Raw genomic sequence first — 19,615 nt, forward strand, 5'->3', positions numbered from 1 at the left:
GGGGGGGGGCGGGAGCGAGGAGGAGGGCCGCCCCACTCCGGTGTGGGTGGGGGTTTTTTGTTAGAGGTTGCATGCCCGCCCGCCGCCAGCCCCCCGCCGGCGGCGGGGGGGGGGCGGGGGGGGGGGGCGTCGCCCCGCCCCCCCCCACCCCCCCCCCCCCCCCGCCTGCCTACAGGAATCCCGCCGTTGCTGGTGCCGTTGCTGGTGCCTCCAGCAGGTGCAGGGCTGCAAGCCCTGCCGAACACCCTCTTACTTCAGACGCAACAGCAGGCTGCTGCCCGCACACACCACCGCCAGCCAGGCCACGCCGTGCCACCCCCACTGCGCCAGCGCGAGGCTGCCCAGCGCGCCACCGGCGGCCATCCCGATGAACATGCCAGTGAACAGCAGCGCATTGAGGCGACTGCGTGCCGGCGGCACCAGGCCGTAGACCAGGGTCTGATGCGCCACCAGCGCCGACTGGAACCCGAAGTCGAACAGCAGCGCGCTCACCACCAGCAGCGGCAGCAGCGCAGCGGCCGGCAGCCAGGCCTCGGCCAGCAGCAGGCCGAAGCCCAGCAGCGCCACCGCGATCGCCAAACGTGCCACCGCATGGCATCCCAACCGATCGGCGAAGCGGCCCGCGAACGGCGCGGCCAGCGCACCGGCCGCACCCGCAATGCCGAACGCACCCGCCGCCGCACTGCCCAGCCCCAGACGTGCGTGCAACATCAGCGCCAGGGTCGACCAGAACGCGCTGAAGCCCACGGCCAGCAGCGACTGGCTGGCCACCGCGCGGCGCAGCTGCGGCTGCTCGCGCCACAACGCCAGCAACGATCCCAGCAATGCCGGATAGCGCAATGTGCTGGTCGGTGCGAAACGCGGCAATGCGCGTGCCATCACCGCCCCCATCGCTGCCACTGACAGTGCAGCCAGCACGAACTGGGTGCGCCAGCCCCACGCCTCGGCCACCACGCCACTGACTACCCGGGACAGCAGGATGCCGAGCAACAGGCCGGTCATCACCCGGCCGACGATCTGGCCGCGTTGTGCATCCGGCGCCAGCGCCGCAGCCGCCGGTACGATGTCCTGCGCCAGCGTGGCCATCAGCCCGACCAGCAGGCTGGCCATCAGCAGGCCCGGCAGATGCCCGGCCATTGCGGCGGCGCCCAGTGCCAGTGCCAGCAAGGCGGACTTCAACAGGATCAGGCGACGGCGATCGAAGCGGTCACCCAACGGAGCCAGAAGCAGGATGCCCAGCGCATACCCCAGCTGGGTCAGGGTTGGCACCAGGCCGGCCGCGCGCTGCCCCGCGCCGAGATCCTGGGCGATCAGGCCCAGCATCGGCTGGCTGTAGTAGAGCGAGGCGACCGAGAAACCGGCGCCGGCCGCCATCGCCAACACCAGCGGGGTGGACGGTGCGGCCGCAGGTACGGCGGCGACAGACAGCGAAGGGGTAGACATGGAGGCAGTCCGGTGGGAGAAGTGGACGTATCGTGCCTATATTCCCCGTGCGTCTGTAGTAGGCTCATCCACATATTCTTCATACGCCATACGCATGAACGACGTTGCCACCGGCGCCGACCGCCTGGACCTGTTGCGGACCTTCCTGCGCATCGTCGATGCCGGCAGCCTGTCGGCCGCGGCCGTGCAGCTGGGCACCACCCAGCCCACGGTCAGCCGCCGCCTGCAGGCACTGGAGCGGCAGTTGGGCCTGCGCCTGCTGCAGCGCTCCACCCATGGCCTGCAACTGACCGAGGAGGGCCTGCGCTGCCAGCGCCATGCGCAACGCGTGGTCGACGAATGGGAGTCGCTGCAGGCCGAACTGCAGGGCGAAGCGGAAACCCTGCGCGGGCGCCTGCGGGTGATGGTGCCGCACGCGTTCGGCCAGGCGCAGCTGCTGCCGACCATGCTGGCATTCCTCGCCCAGCACCCGCAGCTGAGCCTGGAGTGGATCCTGGAAGATCGCCGCCCGGACTTCATCGCCGAAGGCATCGACTGCGCGGTGCGGGTGGGGCCGGTCGACGAACCGCGCGTGGTGGCGCTGCCACTGGCCGAGGTACCGCGCATCGTCGTAGCGGCGCCCTCGCTGGTGGACGCCAAGGCAGTCCGCACGCCGGACCAGGCGCAGGCCCTGCCATGGATCTCACTGGTCACCTACTACCGCGAACGCCTGCTGCTGCATGACGCGCAGGGGCGAGCGCATAGCCTGTCGATCAGCCCACGCCTGCTCAGCGACAATCTGTTCGTGGTGCAGCAGGCCGCGCGCGCGGGGTTGGGCGCCGCCGTGGTCTCGGCCTGGCTGGTGGCCGACGACCTCGCACAAGGGCGGCTGGTGCAGCTGCTGCCGGACTGGCAGGCGCCGGCACTGCCGGTACACGTGGTATTCCCTGCCGCGCGCCAGCAGCCGCCACGCCTGCGCGCCTTCATCGATGCGATGAAGGCCGCGCTGCCGCAATTGCATGGAATGCGGCCGGCGTCGCGTTAGGTCACCGGCCGCATCATCCACGCATGGCGTGGATTCGGTTCGAGGCCACAGGGGTCAAAGCGCTTCCCGGTCGGAAGGGATTCGACCCAGTCGATCATTGCGCCTTGGCAGCCTCGCCATTCCACGCCGCCACCTTGGCCTTTGTATCGGCCAACATCTTGTCCAGCGCGGCACGGTCATACACGTTGCCGCGCAGGATCACGCTGTCGATCTTCCCGGTGGCGGCAATGTCCTGCAGCGGGTTGGCGGTCAGCAGCACCAGATCGGCGGCCTTGCCGCGCGCGATACCACCGTAGCGGTCCATCTGGCCGAACCAGGCCGGGCCGGAACGGGTGGCGGCCGACAGCGCCTGCGGCGCGCTCAGGCCCTCCTTCACGAACAGCTGCAGCTCCTGGTGCAGAGCGATGCCCGGGAAGTTGAACGAGTTGAGGAAGCCTGCATCAGTGCCGGCGATGATCGTCACGCCTGCTTCCTGCAGCATCGGCAGCACGGCGGCCACCTGGTGGTACTGCGCGTGGCGCGCCTCGATCTGTGCCGGCGTGGCCTTGGCCGCACGGTCCACGCGCCATTGGTAGGTCGCGCGCAGGCCCGGGCCGATGTAGGCCAGGTACGGATCGTTGGCGTGGTCATCCTGGTCAAGGAAGTCGAGGATGCGGCCACCGTTGAGGGTCGGGGTCACGAATACGCCACGCTTGGCGAAGTCACGGTAGGCGTGCATCGCGGTATCACGGTCGAAGCTGGCGTCGAGGCGGCGGTTGGCTTCGGCACGGTCGATGCGGCCGGCAGCGAAGTCAGCGGCGATCTTCGCTTCGTCCTTGCTGCCGGCCTTGAAGGCGTAGTCCAGATGCTCGATCGAAGCCAGGCCGGCATCGACCGCCTGCTCCACGGTCAGCGCCATCGGAATGTGGCCCGAGGCCTTGAAGCCGGCCTTGCGCGCAGCACTGGCCGAGTACAGGAACAGCTCCGGCGTCAGCGTGCTGTCGGTGATCTTCACGAAATCGACCTTGTCGTGCTGCAGGCGGGTGATCGCCATGTCGGCGTCGGCCTTGCTGCCCACCTCGATCGTGCCCTTCCAGACCGGCTTGATGCCTTCGATCTTCGCGCCCGAACTGAGCAGGCGCGGACCGAACAGCGTGCCCTTGGCGATCTCGCCACGCCACTGCAGCACCTGCTCGGGCAGATCGCCGGAGCAGTCACGCACGGTGGTGATGCCGTGCGCGATGTACAGCGGCAGCAGTGCCTTGTTCTCTTCGATCAGCGCCGGGCCACCCCCGAAGTGCACGTGCATGTCCCACAGGCCCGGAATCAGGTACTTGCCCTTGGCATCAATCTGGCGGGCCGTACTCCACTGCTTTCGCAGCTGCGCGTCGGGACCGACCGCGACGATGTCCTCGCCGCGGATCACCACGCTCTGCCCGGCCAGGGTGCTGGCGTGCTCGACGTCGACCACGGTGGCATTGCGGATCAGCAGGTCGGCACGCTCGGCGGCAGAGGCCGACAGCGGCGCCACCGCAAGGAGGATGGCAAGGGACAATGGACGGGAACGGAACATGGACAGCATCCTGAAGGGCACGACCAGCGTGCGGGTGGAAGGGGTTTGCAATCAGCGCACCGCGCCGTGCTGGCGCAGCAGGGTTTCAATTCCGGTATAGCCGCGCTGGCGCGCGTGCGCCAGCGGCGTCACGCCATCGCCATCGGCCAGCTCCGGGTCGGCACCGGCCTCCAGCAGCAGCTGCACGATCTGCACATGGCGTGCACCGCCATCGCCGAGCAGGATCGCTTCCAGCAGCGCGGTCCAGTGCAGGCGGTTGACATGGTCCACCGCCACACCCGCACGCAGCAGCGTGCGCACGGTGGCGACATGGCCGCGCTCGGCGGCCGGAATCAGTGCGGTGCCGCCGTAGCGATTGGTACTGCGCAGATCGGCGCCATGCGCCAGCGTCATCGCCAGGATCTCGTCCAGGCCGCGCGCGCCGGCATACAGGTAGGCGCTGTCCTGCAACACATCCTTGGCGTTGACGTCGGCGCCGGCTTCGATCAGCGCACGCGCGGCATCCACGTTGTTGCCCTGCGTGGCCAGCAGCAGCGCCGTGCGGCCCTGTGCATCGCGCGCCTCCAGCGTGGCGCCCTCCTCGATCGCCTGTCGCACCGCAGCGGCGTCGCCGCGGCTGGCGGCATCACGCAGGCGGCCATCGAGGTCGGCGTTGGACGTGGTGGTGCAGGCCGGGGTGACCATGGCCAGCAGGCACAACAGCAGCACGCGCGCGGACCGCGCAGGCCAGCCAGGGGAACGATGGACGCGCATGACAGTGTCTCCTCATGTCCGTCGCCACGGGAACGCCGCGCGACAGTAGCAACAGCCGGGCATTGCCGGCCCCTGCCCTGCATGGTAGAAGTCGGCCCGGGCATCCAGAAGTGAAATGTTCAAATGCAAGACAGTGCCAAATCGAATAGAACCCTGTTCGAGCTGGACCTGCTGCGGGCACTGGTAATGGTGGCCGACTGCGGCAGCTTCACCACCGCAGCCACACGCCTGCATTCAACCCAGTCCACGGTCAGCCAGAAGGTGCGCCGGCTGGAGGAACTGGCCGGGCATCGCCTGCTTGAACGCGGCCACCGCGACGTGCACCCCACCGACGCCGGCCACACCCTGCTCGGCTACGCGCGGCGCATGCTCGACCTGAACGAGGAAATGGCGCAGGCGCTGGCGGGCGCCACCGTGGAAACCGCAGTGCGCATCGGTGTCCCCGAAGACTTCGTCAACGCGCAGACCACGCGCATGCTGGCCGCTTTCAGCCGCCGTCACCCGCAGGTGAAGCTGGAAATCAGCAGCGGCCTCAGCCGCGACCTGGCCCACGGCTTCGATCACGGCGAACTGGACCTGGTGCTGGTCAAGCAGCGCCGCAACAGCCGCCAGGCGGTGCACTGCAGGCGCGAGCCGATGCACTGGATCGACAGCCTGCGCAGCAGCTGCCTGCAGCAGGACCCGCTGCCGCTGGTCACCTTCCCGCCGCGCGGCCTGTACCGCGACGAGATGATCCACGCCGTGGAAGCGCTGGGCCTGCGCTGGCGCATCGCCTTCACCAGCTCATCGCTCAGTGGCATCCAGGGCGCCGTCGCCGACGGCATCGGCATCAGCCTGCTGCCGCGCCGCGCGGTCAGCCGCGAGCACCGCATCATCGATGGCGAGCGCGACCTGCCGGTGATCGACAACTACGAGATCGGCCTGCTGCATCGTGCCGACGCCGACGATGCGGTGCGTGCGCTGGCCAGCGAGCTTTGGCGGCAGGTACAGCGCGAACCGGACTGATCGCGCGGTACGGTGCGTCCACGCCATGCGTGGATCTACAGCCAGCGGCCATCAACGACCACCTTGCGTTCCACCGGCACCCCGGCCACCGCCGCCGGGCCGTGGTCGGCGCGAACCGCCACGAACGTCGCCGGCAGGCCCTCGGTAATGCCATGCTGCGGCAGGCCGATCACCTGTGCGGCGTGGGTGGCGACCATGTCCAGCGCCAGCATCAGGTCGGCGTCGGTGTAGAACCCGGACCGGTAGCCCAGCAGCATTGCCCGCTGCAGCAGGTCGCCATTGCCATACGGCCACCAGCAGTCGCGGATGTTGTCGTTGCCGGCGAACACGCGCACACCCGCATCATGCAGCGCGCGCAGTGGCGGGAACGGATGATCGCCCGGCGCGTTGCTCATGATCGCCACACCCGCCGTGGCCAGCGCCCCGCCCACCTGCAACGCCCGCGCCAGCGGCACCTCGCCCAGCGCGTACGCGTGGCTGACCGCCACCCGCCCCTGCAGGCCTGAGGCGCGGGTACGCGCGGCGATGCGCAGCAGCTGGGCCAGGCCGGTTTCGCCGGGCTCGTGCAGATGGATGTCCAGCTGCGCCCCATAGCGCTCGGCCAGGCCGAACAGCAGCGCCAGCTGGCCTTCGGCATCACCGTCGAGCGTGGTCGGATCAATGCCGCCGAGCACCTCCACGCCCGCGGCAAGCGCCTGCTCCAGCACGGCGGCGGTGCCGGGACAGGACATCACCCCGGCCTGTGGAAAGGCCACCAGCTGGATCCGCATGATGTCAGCGCAGCGCAGCGCCGCCTCGCGCACCGCTTCGAGATGGCCGAGGCCGGTGCTGGCGTCGATATCGACATGGCAGCGCATCGCCACCGTACCGAAGCTGCTGCACTGGCGGATCAAGGCCTCGGCGCGATCGACCATCGACGCGGCGCCCGCCACCGCCGCCTTCTCCACCGCCAGCCGCTCACGCAGGCTGTTCACCGGCTGGTGCGGATGCCAACGGTCGCCGACGAAGCTCTTGTCCAGGTGGATATGGCCGTCGACCAGCCCGGGCAGCACCGCGAAGCCCTGCAGGTCGACGCATTCCGCCCCGTCGGCCGGCGCGGCCTCGTCATTGAGGCCACTGATGCGGCCGTTACGGATATGGAAATGCAGCGGCGCGCCGTAGCGGTCTACACCGCCGTGGACGAACTGGAGGGTCATCGGGAACTCCCGGAATGCCAAGAATGGCGCCATCGTGCGCCTCGCCGCAGCCATCGGCCAACGAAATATCTGGATGGCACGCATTCATCAGAACGATGATTGCCCTGCGACAACCGGTCGCAGCCGCGCCGTGCACACCCCTGAACGGGTAACATGGGCGCCTGTTTCCGCTGTGATGCCGCATGGGCCCGTCCGACCGCCACGATCGTCTCCGCCGCTGGCAGGCCGCGTCCCTGCTTGCCGCCGCCCCGATCGCCAGCCTGTCCGCCACCGATGCTGCGGCCGCTGCGCCGCTGCAGTCGCCGCCGGGCCAGCAGCGCATCGCCCCGGCTGCACTGGTCGAGCGGCTGCACCAGCGCGTGCTGTCCGGGCAAAGCGCCACCGCCACGCTGGAACACTGGTGTGCCGAGCACGGCCTGGCCGAACAGGCGCGGGTGCGCGCCGTGCGCATACACGGCCAGGACAAGCCTGCCCCTGCCGACGTGCTGCAGGCGCTGGGCGTGAAGCCGGGTACCGACCTGCGCTATCGCCGCGTGCAGCTGGTCTGCGGCAGCCGCGTACTGTCCGAGGCCGACAACTGGTACCTGCCCGGCCATCTCAGCCCGGCCATGAACCAGGTCCTGGACAGCACCGACGAACCGTTCGGACGCGTGGTCGGCCCGCTGGGCTTCCAGCGCCAGACCCTGGCCGATCAGACCTTCTGGCCACCGCGCGGTGATGGCGACCACGGCGTCATCCTGGAAGTGCGCGCGTTGTTGCGCGACCGCCAGCAGCAGCCCTTCAGCTACGTCATCGAGTCGTACCTGCAACAGGCGCTGCCTTAGGCGACCAGCGCGCGCCATCGCAGTCGATATCGACACAGCAGAAGGCCCGGCTTTGCCGGGCCTTCCGTCTGCCTGCCGGATCAGCGGAACCGGTAGTCCAGCTGCACCCAGTACTGGCGGCCATACGGGTCGTAGTTGCCGACCGGGTAGAACGGCCAGCCGCCACCGTTCCTGTCCGCCGGCGGGCGGCTGTCGCGCAGGTTGTTGACGATCACGCCCACCGACAGGTTCTCGCCGAACTGGCGGAACACGCTGGCGTTGTAGGTCATGTACGGCGCGATGCGGCCACTGCCATCGGTCTTCGGCAGCGAGCCGAAGCGGTTGCCATACAAGGTGGTGGTCCAGTCGCCCTGGTTCCAGGTGATGCTGCCGTTGGCCTTGCTGCGCCACTGGTAGTCATCCAGCGAATTGCGGATGTCACGCTCCGGATCATCGGCGAACTGCCGGTACGTGTGCTCCAGCACCACGGTGTAGGCCAGGCGCGTGGTGAAGCGGCCATAGCGACCGGCATCGAAACGCCAGTTGCCCTTCAGGTCCAGGCCACGCACCGATTCGGAGGCCGCGTTGATCGGGTTGATCAGCACGCGGGTGACCTGGTCCGGCTGCACCGTAGCATTGGACGGGTTGCGGATCACCCGCGACAGCGCGTCCTGGCACAGCGGCGAGCCGATGTCACGCGCCTCGCCGCCCAGCGTTTTTCCCAACCGGCAGTCGGCCTCGTCACGCAGAATGCGGCTGGTATCGAGGCTGGTGACCTCATTGTCGATGCGGATATCGTAGTAGTCGGCACTGAAATCCAGCCCCGACACCGGCGACCACACCACGCCGAACCCATAGGACTTGGCGGTCTCCGGCTGCAACTGCGGATTGGCGCGGTTGCTGTAGTCGATCGACAGGCCGTTGTAATCGCAGTTGTCATACGACTGGCCGGCGGTACGGCAGCGCCAGTAGTCGGTCATGCCCGGGTTGTAGCCGCGGGTCTCGGTGGCGAACACGTAGTTCATGTCCGGCGCACGGAAACTGGTGGCGGCCGAACCGCGGATCAGCAGGCTTTGGACCGGGCGGAACTCGACGCCGACGCTCCAGGTCGCCTTGCCGATGTGCTCGCCCCCTGCCCGGTACTGGTCATAGCGACCGGCCAGCGTGGTGGTCAGCGACTGCAGCAGCGGCAACTGCAACTCCACACCGGCGGCGTAACGATCGCGCTCGCCGCCGGCACCGATGCCGGCACTGGTGTTCCAGAATTCGCCGGTGCCCAGGCGCGGGTCCGGGCGATTGCGGTAGCCCTGGCTGCCGGCCTCGACCACCGCCGCCAGCGCGGCGTCACCGCCGGGCAGCGCGAACAGGCGGCCGTTGATGCTGGCACTGAAGGTCTGCAGCCACGCCGCATTGCGGCTCTCCTGGTAGCCAGACAGGCCCTGGTACTCGTTCGGCGTCAGCGGCTGGAACAGGCGCGCCGGGTCCGGCGCATAGACCTCCACGCCGTTGCGCACGCCCAGCTTCGGGCCGAGCAGGTACTCGTTGATGCCGGCCAGCAGCACCGGGCGGCGGGTGCGGTTCTCGTAGCGCGATCGGCTGTAGACCGCTTCGTAATCCCAGTCGCTGTCGCCGATCTGGCCGCGTGCGCCGATGTTGAACGACCAGGAATTTTCCAGGAAGCGATTGGCATTGCGCGGCAGGCCGCCGATCTCTTCCGGTGCGAAGCGGCGGTACCAGCTTTCCAGGTTGCCGGTGGTCTGGTTGTAGAAGTAGTTTCGGGCCGAGGTCCAGGTGGGCGCGCGGGTGTTGTTGTAGATCTGCGCACTGCCCACGGCCACGTCGGCGAACAGATCGGTGCGCTCATCCAGGTGGAAGGTCAGCAGGCCGTAGCCATTGAGATTGCGCTTCTGGGTCTGCACGGTCCAATAGCTGGCGGCCGCTTCATTGCTGCCGCAGTACCAGCCCTGGCGCGGGTTGTTGGCACGGAACACGCTGCCGCCATAGATGGCCGAGGCGGCGTCGCAACCGTTGACGCCCGGATCGATGTTGCGCCCGGTGGCGGCGTTGCGGCGATAGCCGATCGCGGTAGCCTGCGGCGCTTTGCCGGTGGGGTCATCATCCAGCGAGTCCATGAAATCGCGCTGGCGCGCATGGATCGCCTTGCGCACGTCGAACTCGAAGCCGAACAGGGCATCCCAGCGCTCGCCGGAACTGCCACCGACGACCTGCGCGCGCTGGTTGTCGCCGCCCCCCTGCTGGGTGCCACCGGCACGCACGTTCACGTCCACACCCTCAAAGCGGTCCTTGAGGATGATGTTGACCACGCCGGCGATGGCATCCGAGCCGTACACCGCCGACGCACCCGCAGCCAGCACCTCGATGCGCTCGATCAGGGCGCTGGGAATGTTGGCCAGGTTGACCACGTTCACCGAGCCTTCGTAGGCCAGCGGGTAGTCGGCCTGGCGGCGTCCATTGACCAGCACCAGGGTGCGGTTGGGTCCCAGGCCGCGAAGGTTGATGGTGTTGGCGGCCGGGGTGAAGGTATTGCCGAAGTCCTCGCCCTGCACGTTGCCGGTGTTCTCGGTCAACGCACTGAGCGCGTCGAAGGCATTGCGGTAGCCCTGCGCGTCAATCTGCTCGCGGCTGATCACCGTTACCGGCGACGGCCCTTCGACGCTGGCACGCGGAATGCGCGAACCGGTGACCTTGACTTCCTGCAATGAGGTGGGTGCGCTTTCCTGCGCGAGGGCCGGCAGCGAGACCAGCATCAGGGACGACAGCGCGAGCACCAGCGGACGCGGGCGCAGCGCCTTGGGGGAGGCGGACATGGGCTTCCTGAGGACGATGGGGGTGGTACGGGAGGACAGCCGGCGATGCGCCGCATAACGATCCCGTAACGAAAGTGTCCTGAATGGACGGTTTCAGTGGAAATGATCTGCCCTGATGGGCTTATGCCTGAACCGAATCAGACCTGACGGGCCAGCCAGGCGGCTTTTGCAACGAATTGAATGGTGCCGTGGCAGGCGCCCTCGCATCGTGCGGGCCATGAACTACAGTGCCCAACCTCCCTGTCTCCCGCCCCTGCATCCGGTCCGGCGCCGCCACCTGCTGCACCTGCAGGCCGCACCGGTGACCCTGCGTTCATTCCTGCGCACCGACCTGCCCCGCTGGCGCATCTTCAATGACACCTGGCGGCGCGGCCACGTGCATGCGCCCGGCATCGATGAGGAAGCACGCTTCCTCGCAGGCATGCACCGCTCCTGCCTGGAGTACGACCACGATCAGCTGCAGCTGGGCGTGTTCGACGACGTGCATGGAACCCTGCTGGACCAGGTGCACGTGCGCCTGCAGTCCGCGCATGCGCGTTGCGCGGAAATCCAGTCACTCCAGCATCGGCACGCCTATCCGCAGGCGGCGCTGCTGGCACTGTGCACGCTCCTGTTCGAGAACGTCGGCCTGCATCGCATCTACGTGCTGCTGCCGCCGTCGTGCACCTCGCCGTTCGCTGACGCCCTGCGTGCGACCGGGTTCGAATGCGAAGGCTTGCTGCGCGACCAGCATCTGGACGCCGTCGGTTGGCACGATCGCCAGCTGCTGGCATTGACCGCGCCCGGGTGGCGCAATCGCAGGCCGATCCGCTAGCGCACCCGCTCCAGTGCCTGCCCTGTGCCGGTCAGGACGGTGCAGGCGTGGTCCTGCAGTTCCTCACCACTGGCCTCATTGCCGCTGGCGGCGTCCACCCGCGTGGCCAGCAGGATGAAGCCCGGCCCGCCCTGTACGTCGTCACGCCCGGCCACGACCAGGCTCCATTGACCAACATCGGTCACGCCGCTGAGGTCGTAGGCCAGCAGATTCAGCGGGTTGGCGGTCAGCGTGTCACCCGGCAGCAGCCGGGCCTGGTAGCGGTGGCCGCGCAACGGCGTGGCCAATGGCGCCCAGGCCTGGCCCAGGGTGCCTGCCTGCGCATCCAGTGCCTCCAGCACGTCGGCACGCAGGCAGTCGACGTGGATGTGCAACTGGTGCTGCGAACGGCCATGCGGCGAGTTCAGCGCCAGGCTGGCCACGGCACGCGGCAGTGGCTGGCCCAGCGCCTGTTCGGTATGACTGCGCGCCTGCCAGGCGGCGGCGAAGTAGTTCGGCGCGCCACGCTGGTACAGGCCGCGGTTTTCGATACCACTGACCTTGTCCAGCGGCATCAGCAGGAACTGGTAATCGCCATGTGCATCCTTGACGAGCACATCGCGACGGTCCGCCGCGCTTTCCACGCGCAGGCAGTCACCGCGCGGTCCCTCGGCGCCACGGCAATCACGTTCGATCAGCCGCCACAGCGCGTCGGAATGGGCCGGCGGCGGCGGCGCACTGGCACAGCCCGCCAGCACTGGCAGGAACACGGACAACAGCAACGGCAGACGGGGCACGGCATTCACATCGATGGCTCGGCCCACGGCCGCGGCGTGTAGTGTAGCCCGCCCTTTCAGCCAGGCACCGCCTCGGCGGCCTCGACCTTCTCATCCACCTTGCCGGGCGTGTATTTGGTGGCGCCGAAGTACAGCACCCGCCACTGGCTCAGGTTGCCGATGAACCAGTGCGCCACCGAGTCGTGGCCGTAGCCATCGAAGAAGGCCTCCACCTTCGGCGGCAGCAGCGTGGTGTTGTCCCACGACTCCAGGGTTACCCGCTCGGCCATCGTCAGCGTCGCGCCCCGCTCGCGGCGGCGGCGCAGGCTGACGATCTTGCCCAGCATCGTGTCGTTTTCCTTCTCCAGGCCGCGGCGCTGCTTGCGCACCGCCGAAAGCTCATCGTCCCGTGCCTTCAGTTCATCGGAAACCCGATTCCATTCGGCCGTCTTGTCCGCGTTGCCCTGATCGGCCAGATGCAGGTTGTCGTTGCCCCACGGCGATGGCAGCTGCGACTGGCGACGGCGCAGGGTCCGCACCTGCTCGCGCAGCGCCTCCTCGCGCGCCGCCAGGCGCTGCATCGACGGCAGCTGGTCACCCCGCGCCACGCGTACCCGCAGCCAGCGGTACAGAAGTTCCATGTGCGAGGCCTGCACGTCCTCCATGCGCCCACGCTTGACCCGCACCGCCTGCAGATAGGCATTGAACACCGCCTGCAGCTCCGGATCCTGCTTGTCGAACTCGGCCTTCAGGAACGGCTCAAGTTCACTAACCGGATGAAGCAACACGCCACCGGCCTGCGCCATGTCGTACATCTCGTTGAGGGCGAAGCGTGCGATGCTGTTCCTGCGTCCCTGGTGTTGCGGGTCATAGCCGCCGCCCACATCGGAGTGCACGCCGGGGAACCAGATTTCCACCGTATTGGCCGGATAGCGTGCGTGCTCCCGCGTCGAATCCAGGGGGAACTGCCCGCGCAGTTCGTGGGCGGCGGTCATGTGCACCGACTGCTCGACGATTTCCGGAACCGCCACGCCCTCGGCCCAGCCGGTATGTCCGTTGCGGTAGTTGAACGCTGCCGCCGCCAGGCTGGGCCACACCGAGCACACCGTGTCGAACACGCCCATGAAGCCGATCCGCAGCGGAATGCGTTCGCGGTACAGCCAGGTGCCATCGGCCTGGCGCCGGCAGCGCGCGGCCAGGTCGCGGGCAAACGCACGTGCCGATGCCGCCCCGCGCGAGAACCCAAATACCGACACGCTGACCACCAGGATGCGCATCGGCTCGGGTTGGGTATCGATCAGCTCGTCCAGCGCCTGCAGCGCGAAGTCGATGCGCTCGCGCCCACCCTTGCCGATCGACAGCCCGAGCAGGCCGCCGCTGTCGCCGACTTCCGGGCAGGGCGTACCAACGCCTGCCAGATACTGGCGCTTGATGTTCCGCGTATCGTCCTTGTGCGAAATGAACAGCCGGGCGATGTTCGACAGAGCGCGCTCTTCCTCCCCCTTGGCCAGCTCTTCATCGCGATTGTTGCCGGTACCGTCGAAGAACACGCTCAGGTGCAGGCTCTGGGTACAGCCGGTGGTAGCCGTTTCCTTGTCGGGCACCGTGCCGCACATCGCTTCCTGGCGACGCCGGCGCTCGGCATCGCTCAACGGACGCGTGCCGCGCGCCAGCCGCGCCGTGCGCGCCGTGCCCTCGGCCTGCGACACCGGATCGGGGGTGCCGGGCTCCAGATCCACCTGGCCCGGAATCGCGGTCGGATCAGTACTGGTCATGGTCCTTGTGCTCCTTCGGCACCGGCATGCGTCGCACATCCCATTTGTTGACGCCCTTGTCCAGCAGCTCGGCCTCGACATGGCCATCGGCATAGAAATGCAACAGCAGGGTGGCCGGGTTGGGCGGATACGGCGTCTTCAGTGGCACCACCGCCTCGCGCGGCACGCGGTGCCCTTCGCTCAGGTAGCGATTGGTGGCCAGATCGTAGCGGTTGGCCTCGGTCCAGCGCACCCGCACACTGTCCGGCCCCTTGCCGCGCGGCGCGCGCGGCCCCATTCCCGAGCCGCCGTTGGTGTAACCGCTCACCCCTCCCAGAAACTGCCCGTCGACCCGCACATCGGCCAGGTAGTACGGGCTGTAGTTGAACGCGAACAACGACATGATCGGCGTCTTTCCGCGCGCCATCGCCCGGCTGCAACCGACGCCCATCACCAGCAGCGCGATCACCGCCAGCGCGCTCCACCACAGGTACTTGCTGCTCATCATCGCGCTCTCGCTCCGTTCAATCCCAGCTTTCTTCCAGGGGCCAGACGTCATCGCCGATGTCGGCCGCACTGCGCCGCCCACTGGCAAAATCCTGCAGGCGCTGCTGCCAGGCTGGATCCTCGCCGAGATCGTTGCCGGCCAGCAGCGCCCAGGTCGCCACCATCACCAAACGGCGGCTGTCTTCAATGCCGGCCGCCGCGGCCGTCGCCACCACGCGCCGGAAGAAGGTGTACCAGCGCGCGCGTGGTTGTCGCGCCAACAGCTCGGGGTCGGTCAGCTGGAAATGGTCGATCAGGGTATAGGGATAGCTGGCGTCGATCAGCGCACGCCGCTGCGGCGCCTCCAGTACCCACGGCGGGTCGTGCGGATCCGGCACGACATCGGCCAGTTCCAGCCGCGCCCATTGCAGATCATGGCGCAGATACCACCAGCATTCGCCCAGGGCCAGGAAGGCACGGCATTGCGCCTCATCCAGCACCTGCACCCACCAGGGCAGTACACGCGCATCAAAGAAGCGTGCCAGGAACTCCTTGCCATTGGGGTAGCGGGCATCCAGCCGCCGTTGCAGGCGCTGCTGCAGCGCCTCACCGGTCAATGTCGTTTCAATCACGCTCAGCAGGCCCGGTGAACGCGCCTGCGCCGCCGCCCGCTGCAGGAAGCGGTCGATGTCGGCCTCGCCCGGCAGCCGCGCCAGGAACACGCTGGCGTCGTCGGTGCCGTCGGCCAGCAGGCCATCAAACAGGCGCAACGGTGCCCACGGCAGTGCGCGCAGCAGCTGCAACGGCTGATCGCACTGTGCGCCATCGAGCAGCACGAACCGCTGCGTGCCGGCGTCCAGCGGTGGCAGCGCGAGCGGTGGGAAGTGCCAGTCGCGTCCCATGCTCAGGCCCCCTTCGGCGTCAGCGGTGCCGCCCGCTGCGCCGCCAGCAGCAGGCACTCCTTGCACACCGACTGCGGGAACACCGGCAGCGGGAAGCGGCCGCTACCGCCGGGAAGGAACGACTTGCGCCCGGCGTGCACGGTGATGCGTCCCGGCGCATTGAAGACGATGCTGCCTGCGCTGAGGGTGATGCTGGCGCCGCCTGCCGTCGATAGCTGCAGCGTGCGCCCGGCGCCGAGTTCGACAGCGGCCTGGGCACTGGCGGCATGCAGCGACTGCCGGGCCTGCACCGCCACCCGGTCCTGCTGCGCCTGGATGTCCAGCGGCTGCGTCGCACTGGCAAGGGTCAGCGTCGGCGCCCGGATGTCGGCACCGGTCATGCTGGCCGCCAGCACACCGATCGCCTGCCGCCCGTGCCAGCGCGCCTGCCCCATGACCGTCGCATCGCTGTGCTGCCCGCTGCCCAGCACCAGTGTTTCACCCTGGGCCCAATGCAGCCCCTGGCCTGCCACCATCACCGCGCCCTTCGGTGCGGCCAGGCCCAGCAGCGCATCTCCGGTATGCGGCACGCGACCGTCGCCTGCATCGCCGCTGCGCTGTGCGATGGCGCCAGCGGCCTCCTGCAGGGCCGCCCCCGGCACCGTGCTGCGCACACTGGCCAACAGCACCGGCACCGGCGCACGCGTACTGTCAAGCCTGGAGCGCTGCGGCGACTGCACGCCCACATGCGAGGCCGGCTGTACGGTCAGGTGGGTGCGCGCCGCGTCAGCCTGCTGTTGCACCAGCGTCGCCACCTGTTGGAGCAGTGCGGCCGGCTGTGCCGCGGACCCTGCCGGCTCCGGGTCACGATGCGCGTAGGCGTCCAGCCACAACCCACGTTCCCCGCGCACGCTGCCCCACGCATCGCTGCGCAGTTCAAAGCCGTTGCCACGCAGGCTGCCGCGATGGTTGTCGGCCTGATGCCGCAGGTGGCCCAGGCTCAGCGCCGAGTGCTGCTGGCTGCTGGCCAGCTGGGTACGCAGTTGCTGGTCGCTGTCGTCGAACAACAGCCGGTTCCAGCCCTGCCCCTGCCATTCGCGCGACTGCACGCCCCACAGCGCGCCCGCGTGCCGGTGCGCCTGCTCGCCGCCGGCGGCCGCATGCCAGGCCGGTGCCTGGCCACCACCAAGATTGGCCTGCGCACTGCCCGCACCATCGCGGGCCTGGGCAAACGGCGTGGTATCGGCCTCCGCGCCGGTGCCCGCCGGCGTCGGTGCCACCCCGGCTTCGCCACGCCCGTTGTAGAGCGCGCCCAGTACCAGCGGCCGATCGATGTCTCCTTCGAGGAAGCCGACCAGCACTTCCTGGCCGACGCGCGGCAGGAACTGGCTGCCGACCCCGGGCCCGGCGTAGCGCTGCGCCACCCGCAGCCAGGCGCTGTCGGCGCCCTCTGCGCCGTCCTGGAAATGAAACCGCACACGTATCCGTCCCAGCGCGTCGGCATGCAGTTCGTCGCTGGCGCTGCCCTGCCCGGCCACCACGATCGCCGTCTGGTAGCCGGGGGCCAGCGGTCGTGGATTGCGCCGCGCACCGGTGCCATCGCGCAGCACCGGCCGCCAGTGGCGATCGCGCGCAAGCGCGGTGAATGCCTGGCTGTAGCCGTGTGTACGCGCCTGGGCGGCGAGCGTGTCGCCCTCTGTGCTGACGGCCTCACGTGCCGTCATTGCCTGGCGCAGATCAACCGGCAGATTGTTGACACCCGCGTGCTCGACGCTCACCAGCAACAGCTCCGCCGGCAGCTCACCGGGCAACTCGGTCAGCACCCACACCTGGCCGGCATCAGCGCTGCGTACACCGCCACGGCCGTGCCATTGCAGGGCCTGCGCCTCCATGGCCTCGACCACGCGGTGGGCATGGTGCTGCAGCTCGGCGGCATCGGCGAAGGCATGTGCGCCGACCGCATCGTAGTCCTCGCGCGGCGCCACGCTGTCGCCCTGCAGCGGCAGCTGCCCCGCCAGCGAGCGGACGCTGCGGTAATCGCTGCTGTGCAGCTGCACGCGCGTGCTGTGCAGCCGTCGCTGTTGCCCAAGCCGCTGCACGCCATCGCCTCGTTCGCTGGCGTCGGCGCGATGAAAGCGGATTCCGCCGCTGCTGCGTGACTCCATCGACTCGGGCAACACCGACGAATCGGCGAACAGCAGCATGCCATGCCCCGCAGCGGCGTCCTGCGCCTCCTGCACGCACCAGCCCAGCCCTTCCTCGGCCAGCAGGCGCTGCACGAAGGCCAGATCCGACTCGCGGTACTGCACGCAGAAGCTGCGAGGCCGCGATGCGGCCAGAAACGCGTCGATCTCGTCGGTCCAGCGCCAGTGCGCCAACGGCGCATGCCCCTGCAGCACCGCGTCCACGATCTCGCGCACGCTCTGCTCCTGGAACACACGGCTGCGCCGCGCCTGGCCCATCCACCAGGTCCAGTCGCGCAGGGTGATCCGGTAGCGTGCGAGGCCTCCGTCACTGCCCGTGCAGCTCGCATCGGCAATGACGCCGTGGCGCGGCCAGGACTGGCCGTCGGCCAACCGCACATGCAGGCACGCGGGCCGCCCCAGCCAGTCGGCCAGCGGCAGCGAAGCGTCCAGCGCCAGTACATCAATCGTCAGGTGCCGCCCCTGCGAAAGGGCGTCATGGCCATGCCAGTGGTCGACCACGACCGCTGGCATGCCGGGTAGCTCCAACCGATACAGGCGGCTGTCGGCATCAAGGCCGGCTGCCTGCACCATGAGGTTGCGAATCGCTTCCATGGCGTCCCCACCGTTGCTGCCCGCGCGGTGGCGGCGGGCAGGTCCTTCCCCTGTAGGGCGACGGTAGCAGATGGACTACGGCGGTGCACGCGCACGCCTTCACATCCTGATGACGCGCTGGATCAATAGGTTCCGTAGGAGACTTCGACCACCACCGGCTTGCCTGCACCCTGCGCCGGCTGCAGGGTGAAGCGGTCCAGCGCGCTGCTGTCATCGCCCAGCGGCGTGCTGCGGAACTGCAGGCGATAGGTCGCACCGGCCTTCACGCTGCCATCGGGCAGCAGGCGCGCGTCGGCGGGCAGCAGCAGCCCGCCCAGGTCGCTGTAGGCCTCAGGCGCATCACTGAAACCGTAGTCGACCAGTTCGCCGATGCGGCGCATTTCGTAGACCCGTGTCGGCCAGGGCCGCGCCGCACTGCGGCCATTGCGCAGGTCGGTCACCCACTGCTCGGGCAGCTGATACACCTTGCGCAGCGCCGTGTCGTCCAGTTCGGCGCTGGCCACCTGCAGGCAACACACCAGCCGCTTGCTCTCGCGGTCGTAGATCGAGAAGCGCGCATCGCGCGCCACGGCGGCCGGCAGTATGGCGAACGGGATGTCACGCAACGCCGGCTCGGCGCCGTCACGGGAGTCCAGGTTGCGCCAGCCACCGAAGGTCGGCTCGGCTGCCTGCGCCAGTGGCGCGGCCAGGCACAGCGCCACCACGAGCCCGGGGGCCGCGTGTCCGATCCAGTTCTGCATATCGTTCATCCGTCGATGGCACCTGGCCGATCAGTTTCGTGAGGATGCCATGAAGGCGGAGCGGTTGCCACGCCATGTGCTCCGGCCGGCGCGCCCGCCCCGCGCCATTGAAAACCCTCACTGTCCTTCGGGCGCCATGTACGCAGTCTGGTGTCCGGTAAAGCGGACACCGTCGAATCCGAAGCAGAAACGCCCGTCGTTGATTGAACGGTAAGCCAGTATCGCTCCGACCAGGCAGAACTGCTGCGCATCCACGGACGTTTCCATCTTCCCACAAGTGGTCGGCTCTCCTTGGCTGGACAAAGGGCCGGACAATGCGTCGATCGGCAACGGATAGACCACCCCGCTCCGGGCGTTGATGACGACCACCGAGCGCTGGAAGTACTCAGGCCATTCCTCCAGCTCCGCCACGATGTAGTGCCCGTTGAAGTTCGGCCGCTGCTCGGCGATCACCTTGTCGATCTGGGCACGATGACGATCATCACAGAAGTTGATCGGACTGCTCAGGAAAGCGCACCCGGAATGGGGCGAGAGCATCTTGACGCCGGCAAATCGTGCGTTGCCCGCCGTTGTTGCAGGCACATCCTTCGTCGGGGTAGCTGCCCCCGCCGGCGGCACAACTGCGGCCGGGTTCTCCGATGAATTCGGCTTCCCCGTGCAAGCGGCGGCCGAAAGAAGAAGGCCGAGCAACAGCACAGGCTGCAGTCCCCGCCAGACGCTGGTGTTGATCTTCATCATTCTTTGCTTTCCAGGATTTCGACAAGAAGCGCGCGAACCGCCGGC

At 68.5% G+C, this 19,615-nt stretch carries 16 protein-coding genes; 4 read left to right on the forward strand and 12 right to left on the reverse strand.

What is annotated here, in order from left to right:
• Positions 1-249 precede the first annotated feature (249 nt).
• Complete coding sequence (locus tag ARC23_RS11370) at positions 250-1,443, reverse strand: MFS transporter (protein WP_057497311.1); 1,194 nt, start codon at positions 1,441-1,443, stop codon at positions 250-252.
• Between the two features lie 94 nt (positions 1,444-1,537).
• Here ARC23_RS11370 and ARC23_RS11375 point away from each other — a divergent pair, with 94 nt between their 5' ends.
• The gene (locus ARC23_RS11375; protein ID WP_057497312.1) at positions 1,538-2,467 is read left to right on the forward strand and encodes a LysR family transcriptional regulator; all 930 of its coding nucleotides are present in this window, start codon (positions 1,538-1,540) and stop codon (positions 2,465-2,467) included.
• A gap of 94 nt (positions 2,468-2,561) precedes the next feature.
• Here the strand turns inward: ARC23_RS11375 and ARC23_RS11380 are convergent, their stop codons facing one another.
• Together ARC23_RS11380 and ARC23_RS11385 are read right to left on the reverse strand one after the other, a co-directional pair.
• Positions 2,562-4,019, reverse strand: coding sequence for an amidohydrolase family protein (locus ARC23_RS11380; RefSeq protein WP_057497313.1), 1,458 nt, complete (start codon positions 4,017-4,019; stop codon positions 2,562-2,564).
• A gap of 51 nt (positions 4,020-4,070) precedes the next feature.
• Positions 4,071-4,772 carry an ankyrin repeat domain-containing protein gene (locus tag ARC23_RS11385; protein ID WP_057497314.1) on the reverse strand — a complete coding sequence of 234 codons (702 nt, stop codon included), beginning with the start codon at positions 4,770-4,772 and terminating at the stop codon, positions 4,071-4,073.
• 123 nt (positions 4,773-4,895) lie between these two features.
• Between ARC23_RS11385 and ARC23_RS11390 the strand changes: the two genes are divergently transcribed.
• A complete protein-coding gene (locus tag ARC23_RS11390) occupies positions 4,896-5,777 on the forward strand; it encodes a LysR substrate-binding domain-containing protein (protein WP_057497315.1) in 882 nt (293 codons plus the stop codon).
• Positions 5,778-5,812: 35 nt separating this feature from the next.
• Here the strand turns inward: ARC23_RS11390 and ARC23_RS11395 are convergent, their stop codons facing one another.
• A complete protein-coding gene (locus ARC23_RS11395) occupies positions 5,813-6,973 on the reverse strand; it encodes an amidohydrolase family protein (RefSeq protein ID WP_057497316.1) in 1,161 nt (386 codons plus the stop codon).
• 182 nt (positions 6,974-7,155) lie between these two features.
• On the opposite strand from ARC23_RS11395, the gene ARC23_RS11400 reads away from it, so the two are divergent.
• On the forward strand, positions 7,156-7,797 hold the full coding sequence (locus ARC23_RS11400; RefSeq protein ID WP_057497317.1) for a hypothetical protein: 642 nt from the start codon (positions 7,156-7,158) through the stop codon (positions 7,795-7,797).
• 80 nt (positions 7,798-7,877) lie between these two features.
• Here the strand turns inward: ARC23_RS11400 and ARC23_RS11405 are convergent, their stop codons facing one another.
• Positions 7,878-10,604 (reverse strand): TonB-dependent receptor plug domain-containing protein, encoded by a 2,727-nt coding sequence (locus ARC23_RS11405; protein ID WP_057497318.1) that lies wholly within the window; start codon positions 10,602-10,604, stop codon positions 7,878-7,880.
• A gap of 217 nt (positions 10,605-10,821) precedes the next feature.
• Here ARC23_RS11405 and ARC23_RS11410 point away from each other — a divergent pair, with 217 nt between their 5' ends.
• Positions 10,822-11,418 carry a GNAT family N-acetyltransferase gene (locus tag ARC23_RS11410; RefSeq protein ID WP_057497319.1) on the forward strand — a complete coding sequence of 199 codons (597 nt, stop codon included), beginning with the start codon at positions 10,822-10,824 and terminating at the stop codon, positions 11,416-11,418.
• On the opposite strand, the gene ARC23_RS11415 is transcribed toward ARC23_RS11410, so the two are convergent.
• From ARC23_RS11415 to ARC23_RS11445, 7 genes are all read right to left on the reverse strand, one after another.
• A complete protein-coding gene (locus ARC23_RS11415) occupies positions 11,415-12,194 on the reverse strand; it encodes a CDP-diacylglycerol diphosphatase (RefSeq protein ID WP_057497345.1) in 780 nt (259 codons plus the stop codon). The genes ARC23_RS11410 and ARC23_RS11415 overlap by 4 nt on opposite strands.
• Before the next feature lie 56 nt (positions 12,195-12,250).
• Positions 12,251-13,948 carry a T6SS phospholipase effector Tle1-like catalytic domain-containing protein gene (locus tag ARC23_RS11420; RefSeq protein WP_057497320.1) on the reverse strand — a complete coding sequence of 566 codons (1,698 nt, stop codon included), beginning with the start codon at positions 13,946-13,948 and terminating at the stop codon, positions 12,251-12,253.
• On the reverse strand, positions 13,935-14,432 hold the full coding sequence (locus tag ARC23_RS11425; protein WP_160321657.1) for a DUF3304 domain-containing protein: 498 nt from the start codon (positions 14,430-14,432) through the stop codon (positions 13,935-13,937). The genes ARC23_RS11420 and ARC23_RS11425 overlap by 14 nt, the downstream gene beginning before the upstream one ends.
• A 19-nt stretch (positions 14,433-14,451) precedes the next feature.
• A complete protein-coding gene (locus ARC23_RS11430; RefSeq protein WP_057497322.1) occupies positions 14,452-15,315 on the reverse strand; it encodes a DUF4123 domain-containing protein in 864 nt (287 codons plus the stop codon).
• A 2-nt stretch (positions 15,316-15,317) separates the two neighbouring features.
• Entirely contained in the window at positions 15,318-18,092 is a 2,775-nt protein-coding gene (locus ARC23_RS11435) for a type VI secretion system Vgr family protein (protein WP_057497323.1), read from the reverse strand.
• A 122-nt stretch (positions 18,093-18,214) separates the two neighbouring features.
• Positions 18,215-18,832: a hypothetical protein gene (locus tag ARC23_RS11440; protein ID WP_057497324.1), complete on the reverse strand. Its 618-nt coding sequence runs from the start codon at positions 18,830-18,832 to the stop codon at positions 18,215-18,217.
• A 117-nt stretch (positions 18,833-18,949) separates the two neighbouring features.
• Positions 18,950-19,570: a hypothetical protein gene (locus ARC23_RS11445; RefSeq protein ID WP_057497325.1), complete on the reverse strand. Its 621-nt coding sequence runs from the start codon at positions 19,568-19,570 to the stop codon at positions 18,950-18,952.
• Positions 19,571-19,615 lie beyond the last annotated feature (45 nt).

This window comes from Stenotrophomonas beteli, assembly GCF_001431665.1.
In the GTDB taxonomy this organism is placed as follows: Bacteria; Pseudomonadota; Gammaproteobacteria; order Xanthomonadales; family Xanthomonadaceae; genus Stenotrophomonas; species Stenotrophomonas beteli.

What these genes read in the sequence shown, in the direction of transcription:
- ARC23_RS11370 (WP_057497311.1), bottom strand. Translation starts at nt 1,443, where the DNA reads ATGTCTACCCCTTCGCTGTCTGTCGCCGCCGTACCTGCGGCCGCACCG.
- ARC23_RS11375 (WP_057497312.1), top strand. Translation starts at nt 1,538, where the DNA reads ATGAACGACGTTGCCACCGGCGCCGACCGCCTGGACCTGTTGCGGACC.
- ARC23_RS11380 (WP_057497313.1), bottom strand. Translation starts at nt 4,019, where the DNA reads ATGTTCCGTTCCCGTCCATTGTCCCTTGCCATCCTCCTTGCGGTGGCG.
- ARC23_RS11385 (WP_057497314.1), bottom strand. Translation starts at nt 4,772, where the DNA reads ATGCGCGTCCATCGTTCCCCTGGCTGGCCTGCGCGGTCCGCGCGCGTG.
- ARC23_RS11390 (WP_057497315.1), top strand. Translation starts at nt 4,896, where the DNA reads ATGCAAGACAGTGCCAAATCGAATAGAACCCTGTTCGAGCTGGACCTG.
- ARC23_RS11395 (WP_057497316.1), bottom strand. Translation starts at nt 6,973, where the DNA reads ATGACCCTCCAGTTCGTCCACGGCGGTGTAGACCGCTACGGCGCGCCG.
- ARC23_RS11400 (WP_057497317.1), top strand. Translation starts at nt 7,156, where the DNA reads ATGGGCCCGTCCGACCGCCACGATCGTCTCCGCCGCTGGCAGGCCGCG.
- ARC23_RS11405 (WP_057497318.1), bottom strand. Translation starts at nt 10,604, where the DNA reads ATGTCCGCCTCCCCCAAGGCGCTGCGCCCGCGTCCGCTGGTGCTCGCG.
- ARC23_RS11410 (WP_057497319.1), top strand. Translation starts at nt 10,822, where the DNA reads ATGAACTACAGTGCCCAACCTCCCTGTCTCCCGCCCCTGCATCCGGTC.
- ARC23_RS11420 (WP_057497320.1), bottom strand. Translation starts at nt 13,948, where the DNA reads ATGACCAGTACTGATCCGACCGCGATTCCGGGCCAGGTGGATCTGGAG.
- ARC23_RS11425 (WP_160321657.1), bottom strand. Translation starts at nt 14,432, where the DNA reads ATGAGCAGCAAGTACCTGTGGTGGAGCGCGCTGGCGGTGATCGCGCTG.
- ARC23_RS11430 (WP_057497322.1), bottom strand. Translation starts at nt 15,315, where the DNA reads ATGGGACGCGACTGGCACTTCCCACCGCTCGCGCTGCCACCGCTGGAC.
- ARC23_RS11435 (WP_057497323.1), bottom strand. Translation starts at nt 18,092, where the DNA reads ATGGAAGCGATTCGCAACCTCATGGTGCAGGCAGCCGGCCTTGATGCC.
- ARC23_RS11440 (WP_057497324.1), bottom strand. Translation starts at nt 18,832, where the DNA reads ATGCAGAACTGGATCGGACACGCGGCCCCCGGGCTCGTGGTGGCGCTG.
- ARC23_RS11445 (WP_057497325.1), bottom strand. Translation starts at nt 19,570, where the DNA reads ATGATGAAGATCAACACCAGCGTCTGGCGGGGACTGCAGCCTGTGCTG.